The sequence below is a fragment of the Candidatus Erwinia dacicola genome (assembly GCF_001756855.1).
Lineage (GTDB): Bacteria > Pseudomonadota > Gammaproteobacteria > Enterobacterales > Enterobacteriaceae > Erwinia > Erwinia dacicola.
Window position 1 is genome coordinate 1 of the sequence record NZ_MAYS01000038.1, and the last position, 7,167, is coordinate 7,167.

The 7,167-nt window shown below is 55.7% G+C and carries 6 protein-coding genes and 2 pseudogenes; 2 read left to right on the forward strand and 6 right to left on the reverse strand.

Annotation, left to right across the window (positions count from 1 at the left end):
* Positions 1-383 (reverse strand): IS1595 family transposase (locus BBW68_RS00895; RefSeq protein WP_148127485.1); only part of this gene is annotated, 383 nt, incomplete at its 3' end.
* Positions 384-637: 254 nt separating this feature from the next.
* Here BBW68_RS00895 and BBW68_RS00900 point away from each other — a divergent pair.
* On the forward strand, positions 638-1,855 hold the full coding sequence (locus tag BBW68_RS00900) for a multidrug efflux MFS transporter (protein ID WP_070133617.1): 1,218 nt from the start codon (positions 638-640) through the stop codon (positions 1,853-1,855).
* Here the strand turns inward: BBW68_RS00900 and BBW68_RS00905 are convergent.
* The 4 genes and pseudogenes from BBW68_RS00905 to BBW68_RS00920 form a co-directional block, all read right to left on the reverse strand.
* Positions 1,852-2,389, reverse strand: a pseudogene (locus BBW68_RS00905) (beta-galactosidase small subunit-related protein); the annotation flags it as partial. The gene BBW68_RS00900 and the pseudogene BBW68_RS00905 sit on opposite strands and share 4 nt — an antisense overlap.
* 250 nt (positions 2,390-2,639) lie before the next feature.
* A complete protein-coding gene (gene puuE / locus BBW68_RS00910; RefSeq protein ID WP_070133619.1) occupies positions 2,640-3,599 on the reverse strand; it encodes an allantoinase PuuE in 960 nt (319 codons plus the stop codon).
* 32 nt (positions 3,600-3,631) lie between these two features.
* Positions 3,632-4,369 carry an allantoin racemase gene (hpxA, locus tag BBW68_RS00915; RefSeq protein ID WP_070133620.1) on the reverse strand — a complete coding sequence of 246 codons (738 nt, stop codon included), beginning with the start codon at positions 4,367-4,369 and terminating at the stop codon, positions 3,632-3,634.
* A complete protein-coding gene (locus BBW68_RS00920; RefSeq protein ID WP_070133621.1) occupies positions 4,366-5,073 on the reverse strand; it encodes a GntR family transcriptional regulator in 708 nt (235 codons plus the stop codon). The genes hpxA and BBW68_RS00920 overlap by 4 nt, the downstream gene beginning before the upstream one ends.
* A gap of 147 nt (positions 5,074-5,220) precedes the next feature.
* Between BBW68_RS00920 and BBW68_RS00925 the strand changes: the two genes are divergently transcribed.
* Positions 5,221-6,717, forward strand: a complete 1,497-nt coding sequence (locus BBW68_RS00925; protein WP_070133622.1) for an NCS1 family nucleobase:cation symporter-1 — start codon at positions 5,221-5,223, stop codon at positions 6,715-6,717.
* A 161-nt stretch (positions 6,718-6,878) separates the two neighbouring features.
* Here the strand turns inward: BBW68_RS00925 and BBW68_RS17385 are convergent.
* Positions 6,879-7,023: pseudogene (locus tag BBW68_RS17385) on the reverse strand (IS256 family transposase); the annotation flags it as partial.
* Between the last annotated feature and the right edge of the window lie 144 nt (positions 7,024-7,167).

Sequence of the window (7,167 nt, forward strand, 5' to 3'; positions counted from 1 at the left end):
TCGGTATAGACGATGCTGTCAGGGTAAATTTTTGACTCTATTATCGGCAGTAATGTGCGTGATTTGGCATCGGGTATGACCTTGGTATACACCTTACCACCACGCTTGAGAAGCCCGAAAACAGGCACTTTTCCGGCAGCACCTCTGCCACGCTGACCTTTACGACAACCACCAAAATAACTTTCGTCCAGTTCAATCTCGCCATCAAACCAGGAGTGCCTATCTACGTGCTCGGCTATCAGCACTCTGAGGCGGTGAAAATAGTATGCAGCAGTGTTCCTGTGGACACCAACCAGCTCTGCGGCAATACGGGCTGTGGAGCCTGCAATAAACTGTTCAAGTAACCGTTCCTGTTTGTACTGACTGAGTCTGCTTTTTCTCATGGCACTATCCTAGATGATCTTAGTTATCTAGGACAGCCCCTAGATTTAAGCAAGCCCACCATTAATCAAAAATCAGTGTTGCAAAAATGGTGGGGACCATGACCATAGATTTTTTTACGATTTAACCCCGACAAAAGATTCGTTTGCTAACAATATTCTGCTGCTGCCCGCGTGATAAGTGACTGACGCCTGCCGTGAGTATTGTTACACTTGTGTTCCGCTTCCCTCCGACTACAGGTCGTTCACACAGCACTATGGAATCTTGGAAGGTTAACCTTATCTCCGTCTGGTTCGGGTGTTTATTTACCGGGCTGGCGATCAGCCAGATTATCCCTTTTCTTCCGCTATACGTTGAGCAACTTGGCGTCACCGATCCCAGCGCGTTGACACTGTGGTCCGGCCTGATTTTCAGCATTACCTTCCTTGTTTCTGCCATTGTCTCACCTATGTGGGGCAGCTTAGCCGACCGTAAAGGCCGCAAGCTGATGCTGCTGCGCGCCTCGCTGGGAATGGGGATCATCATTTTGCTGCAGGCGTTTGTCACCAGCGTCTGGCAGCTGCTGGCACTGCGAGCGCTGATGGGCCTGACCTCCGGTTACATTCCCAATGCGATGGCGCTGATGGCGGGGCAAGCGCCGCGTGAGCGTAGCGGCTGGGCGCTCAGCATGGTCACCACGGCACAAATCTGCGGGGTGATCATGGGGCCGCTGATGGGCGGTCTGCTGGCGGACTGGGTGGGTTTACGCGCGGTGTTTCTAATTACCTCCGCACTGCTGGTGGTGAGTTTCCTGATTACGTTGTTCCTGATTAAAGAGAACGGTCAGCCGCGGGTGAAAAAAGAGAATAAGCTGAGCGGCAGCATGGTATTTCATACCCTCAGCCGTCCCGGGCTGATGATTAGCCTGTTTTCCACTACTCTCGTGATCCAGCTATGTAACGGTTCAGTCAGCCCAATCCTGACGCTGTTCGTGCGCGAGCTGGAGCCCAACATGCAGAACATTGCCTTTATCAGCGGGGTAGTCGCGGCTATCCCGGGGATTTCTGCGCTGCTCTCCGCACCAACGCTCGGCAAGCTGGGGGACCGCATTGGCGCGCAACGGATACTGTTTGCCGCCCTGATCTTCTCGGTGCTGCTATTTGTCGCCATGTCCTGGGCGAACAGCTCGGTTGAGCTGGGGATCCTGCGCTTCCTGCTGGGCTTTGCCGATGGTGCGATGGTGCCAGCGGTACAGACGCTGCTGCTGCGTTACTCCAGCGACCAAGTGACGGGGCGCATCTTTGGCTATAACCAGTCGTTTATGTACCTCGGCAACGTCGTGGGGCCACTGATGGGTTCAGGGATCTCGGCGATTGGCGGTTTTCGCTGGGTGTTTGCGGCGACGGCGTTGGTGGTGCTGATTAACAGCGTGCAGCTAATTTGGGTTTATCGGAAATCTGCCCTGCGCAAAATCACGCCGGGCAGTTCGCCTTAGTCCGCGAGTTTAAAAGTGACCTGATAGCGATACTGGCGGGCAGACAGCAGGAAGTCTGGACTGACGCTCAAACTTCAGGAGTCATCACCGCCAACACCCATATGGAAACCATCGACAATCAGCCAGTTGCCCGGCTCGTCGCGCAGTCGATGACGGTGCGATGTGTCGCGCAGCTGCTCCATGCTGTGACGGCTGAGCGAGGAGTGAAACTCCCCGCTGAGATGCCAGTCGCCGTAATCTAGCTGCTGCGTACCGCCGCGCAGTCCGTTTTCGCCCGGGAAAACATACGCCGTACTGAGCTGCTCTAACGGCAGCGTCCAGTGCGAGAACTCGGAGGAGAGCCTGCGGTCGGGATAGTTTTCATGCGGGCAGAGCCCGAGCCAGCTGACGCTCTCCGTTACCGTGGTCAGCTGGCAGCGTAAGCCAATGCGCGCTGGCTGCTGCCCGGCGGCGATATCCACTTCTACCTCCACCTGCATTGCCCCTTGAAAGTTAATGCGGGCGGTAGCACTTGCGGCTGAGGAAACAGAGTTTCTTAGCAACCGTCGTGCTCTCTGTGGGTTTACAACTGCGACGATGAGGCTCTGGGTGAAATGAAGGAGGGCTGATTGCAGCAGGCGCACGGCTAGGGATAGCCGTGCGCCAGATTATAGGGATCTATTCATGCCAGTGTGGAAAGCAGCCCTTCCTCCAGAAACCCGGCACCTGTCATCCCGCGATAACGTTCAAATCCAATTCCAATCTTTTGTGCGGGTACCTCAGAGGAGAACCCCGCCCGCAACGATTAGACTTCAGGAGCCGGATGTTTTGCCACCCAATGCTCGGCAATCTGCTGGCGGGTACAGATCCACACCCGGTCATGCTGCTGGATATGATCGAGGAAGCGTTGCAGGGCGCGGAAACGGCCCGGGCGCCCCAGCAGGCGACAGTGCATACCAATCGACAGCATCTTCGGCGCGCTGTCGCCCTCTTCATACAGCACGTCAAAGCTGTCGCGCAGGTAAGTATAAAACTGCTCGGCGGTATTGAAGCCCTGCGGCGTGGCGAAGCGCATATCGTTGGTTTCCAGCGTGTACGGGATCACCAGATGCGGCTTCACGACGCCATCCTGACAGGTGACCGGGGTCCAGAACGGCAGATCGTCACCGTAGTAGTCGCTGTCATAGCTCAGCCCACCCTGCTCAACCACCAAGCGGCGGGTGTTCGGGCTGTCGCGCCCAGTGTACCAGCCGGTCGGCGTTTTACCGAACAGGTCGGTCAGGGTATCCAGCGCCTGCTGCATATGCTGACGTTCGGTTTTGGCATCCATGCTCTGATAGTGGATCCAGCGCCAGCCGTGGCTGACCACGTCATAATCGGCGGTTTTAATCGCTTCGACTATCTCCGGGTGACGAGCCAGCGCCATCGCCACGCCAAACACCGTCAGCGGCAGACCGCGTTTCTGGAACTCGTTATGAATGCGCCAGAAACCGGCACGCGAACCGTACTCATACAGCGAATCCATCGACATATGGCGTTCAGGATAGCTGGCTGCCCCGATAATATCGGACAGGAACTGTTCGGAACCGGCGTCACCGTGCAGGACGTTGTTTTCCGCGCCTTCTTCATAATTGAGGACGAACTGCACCGCGATCTTCGCCTTGCTAGGCCAGGCAGCATGGGGAAAATTCCCGGCGTAACCGCGCAGGTCACGCGGATAGTTTTTATTGAAGCTGTATTCTTTCTTTTCCGGTACATCACTCATGGTTGACTCCTTGGTCGCGGAAAGGCATTACCTTAATTTAGGCGCTCAAACTGGCCCGACAGATTTTTTCGTATGGGGTAATCAAGATCGCCGTGTTTGCTGGTGTTTAACCCCAGCGCCACCAGCGACTCGACCATTTTGACCGCGGCGGTTACGCCGTCGATCACCGGGATCCCCAGCTCACGCGTCAGCGTCTGCGCCAGATCGGCCATGCCGCCGCAGCCCAGCACAATCGCCCCGCTGCCATCTTCACGCTTCGCCTGTATGCAGCGCTGGCGTACTTTCTCATGGGCGATACCGCTGCCATCTTCCAGCGACAGCACCGGCAGATCGATAGCGTGCAGCTCCGCGCAGTTATGCTCAAAACCGTACTGCAGCAGCAGATGACGGGCAATAATCAGCGTGCGCGGCAGCGTGGTGACAATCGAAAAGCGCGTCGCCACCAGCGTGGCCATATGCATCGCCGCCTCAGCAATGCCCACCACCGGCCCCTGCGCCAGCTCGCGCGCAGCCAGCAGCCCCGGATCGCCAAAACAGGCGATAACATGGCCGCAGACGCCCTGATCACGCCCGGCTTTTACCTGATCCAGCACGCCAATCGCCGCGATGGCCTCATCAAAATGACCTTCGATGGAGGGCACGCCCTGCGTCGGGCAGACCGCGAGGATCGCGGTATTGGCGCCAGCAACCGCACGCGCAGCCACGCCGATAGTTTCCGTCATCGCCTGGCTGGTATTGGGGTTGATAACCTGGATAACCTGCTTTTTCATGATCGTGCTCCTGTGGCGGCGAAGAGCCGGGCAAAGTCCGGCAGCGTTTCGCCACTGCGTTCAAAGCGCAGACTGGCGATAATATGATCGAAATGTTGCCGTAGTGAGTCAGTCAGGCGGGTAAGGGATTTATCGCGCAGCAGCTCGACCAGCCGATCGTGATCGTCACAGCGGCAGCCCTGCTGCCAGGGTGCTCCGTATGCAGCGACCACCAGCGAAGAGCGCTGGGTCAGGCGCGTCACCATTTCTGTCAGCACCTGATTGCTGGAGATAGCCTGTAGCTGAATATGGAAGGCGAAAGAGAGGCGGATGGCGGCGGCACCGTCATGATCCTCATGCGCCTTCTGCTCCTGCCGATTGAGCTTTTCCAGCGGTGTCTGGCAGTGCGCCAGCACGGCAGGCAGATCGGCGCATTCAACTAAGCTGCGGGTGCAGAAGATATCCTGCGCCTCTTCTACCGTTGGTGTGGCAACCTGTGCACCACGTTTGGGCGTCAGCGTGATCATTTGCACTGCGGTGAGGCGTTGCAGCACTTTGAGGATACCAGTCCGACTGACGCCAAAGACTTCGGAGAGCGCCTCTTCAGGTAATTTGCTCCCCGATGGTAACTGATGTTCAACGATGGCAGTCATCAGCGCGTGATAGATGGGTTCGCCGCTGTCACCTAGGTCGGAGGCCGTTTTCAGCCCTGTTTTACTCTTCATTCCCTACTCCGGTCAACACCATTTCTGTCAAGAAAGCGTACTCAGGAATCACAACTTTTGTATACACGAAATTACAATCTGGCCTAGATCCTGCAATGTCTCCTGCAACCCGGTTTATTGATAACTGTATTCATAGGAGCAGGTTTCATGCCAAATAGTGAAGTGTCTTCCCAGGCAGCAGCAGCTGAAGCCAATGCCAACTACAGCCCAAGGCTGTGCAATGAGGATCTGGCACCGACGCGTGACCAGAACTGGAGCTGGTACAACATCTTTTCTTTCTGGATGTCCGATATACACAGCATGGGAGGTTATGTGGTGGCGGCCAGCTTCTTTACGCTCAATCTTGCCAGCTGGCAGGTTCTGCTGTGCCTGCTGGCCGGTATCTGCATTGTGCAGCTGTGCGCCAACCTAGTGGCGAAACCCAGTCAGATGGCTGGCGTGCCTTACGCGGTGATCTGCCGCCAGGCGTTTGGCGTCTTTGGCGCGAATATCCCGGCGGTGATCCGCGGTCTGATCGCTTTTGCTTGGTACGGTATCCAGACCTATTTGGCGGCGAATGCGCTGATGCTGTTCTCCCTTAAGTTCTGGCCGGAGCTGAGCTCCCTGACACAATCTTCGTGGCTGGGCCTGTCGCTGCCGGGCTGGATCTGCTTCGGGATTATGTGGTTCCTGCAGGCGATGGTGTTCTGGCATGGAATGAACGCTATTAAGCGCTTTATCGATATCGCCGGTCCGGCGGTGTATGTGGTGATGGTAGCGCTGGCAGGATGGATTGTATACAAAACGGGTTTCAGCGGTATCTCTCTGACGCTGGCGAGTAAATCGCTGACCAGCGGAGAGCAGGCGTGGCAGATGATTACCGCCACCGCGCTCGTGGTTTCGTACTTCTCCGGCCCACTGCTTAATTTTGGTGACTTCTCGCGCTACGGTAACAGCCTAGGCGAGATCCGCCGTGGCAATCGCTGGGGCCTGCCGTTCAACTTTCTGCTGTTTTCGATCGTTACCGTGGTGATTGTCTCCGGCACGCAGTCGCTTTTTGGCCGCATGATTACTAACCCTATCGAAACCGTCAGCATGGTGGATAACAATCTGGCCGTGGCGATTGGGCTGCTGACGATGATCACCGCGACCATCGGTATCAATATTGTGGCGAACTTCGTTTCCCCGGCGTTCGATTTTTCTAACTGTTCTCCGCAAAAAATCAGCTTCCGCACCGGCGGGATGATTGCAGCCGTCGGATCGGTACTGCTGACACCGTGGAATCTGTTCCAGTCACCGGAGCTGATCCACTATACGCTGGACGTGCTGGGCGCGTTTATCGGGCCGCTGTTCGGGATTCTGCTGGCAGATTTCTACCTGATTAAGTGCAGCCAGATTTCAGTTGATGACCTGTTTGATGATACGCCGAAGGGGATTTACTGGTACAAGGGCGGCTTTAACCCGAAAGCGATTGCTGCTCTGCTGCCGTCAGTGGCGATTGGCCTAGTGATTAGCTTTATCCCTTCCCTGCATGCCGTGGCGAACTTTAGCTGGTTTATTGGTGTGGCGCTGGGTGCCGGGAGCTATCGCTGGATTGCACGCGGTGACCTAGCGGCAAGCGTGGCGAAAGGCTATAGCGCTAAAGTGGCGATGCAGAAAGAGTAGTATTAAAGGGCCAGCACTCTGCTGACCCAGTCTGCCAGCTAAGGATAAATCTGCTGTAAAATTTTCTCCTCTCCCGATCCAAAGCAAAAAAGACGATTTTTTCTTCATGCTTTTATCATTATAAGTGAGCCTGTCCGTAATTCTGTGTAACTGCCCTCGTATTAAAGGTGATCGCTCAGGCGGTCACCGAACTCGATAATAAAGCGACGCATCGCCAGCCGCCAGTTCTGGATTAGCATACTCCATTTTTTTGATGCATCTTTTGATCGCCAGATAAACAACTTTCCGTACCGTCTTGTCCGTCGGGGAGTTATGGTCATTTGTCGTGTATGGGAATTCGAGGAAGGTGGCGTATCCTGCTGATTGATTTCTTCTAGGAGGTCGAGTCTATCAAGGTGGTGTAAATTCACTTACAGCCTTCCGGTCCGGTAGTGGCAACGCGTCGATTAC

Coding starts and splice junctions, on each gene's coding strand:
- BBW68_RS00925 (WP_070133622.1), top strand. CDS start 5,221: ATGCCAAATAGTGAAGTGTCTTCCCAGGCAGCAGCAGCTGAAGCCAAT.
- BBW68_RS00920 (WP_070133621.1), bottom strand. CDS start 5,073: ATGAAGAGTAAAACAGGGCTGAAAACGGCCTCCGACCTAGGTGACAGC.
- BBW68_RS00900 (WP_070133617.1), top strand. CDS start 638: ATGGAATCTTGGAAGGTTAACCTTATCTCCGTCTGGTTCGGGTGTTTA.
- puuE (WP_070133619.1), bottom strand. CDS start 3,599: ATGAGTGATGTACCGGAAAAGAAAGAATACAGCTTCAATAAAAACTAT.
- hpxA (WP_070133620.1), bottom strand. CDS start 4,369: ATGAAAAAGCAGGTTATCCAGGTTATCAACCCCAATACCAGCCAGGCG.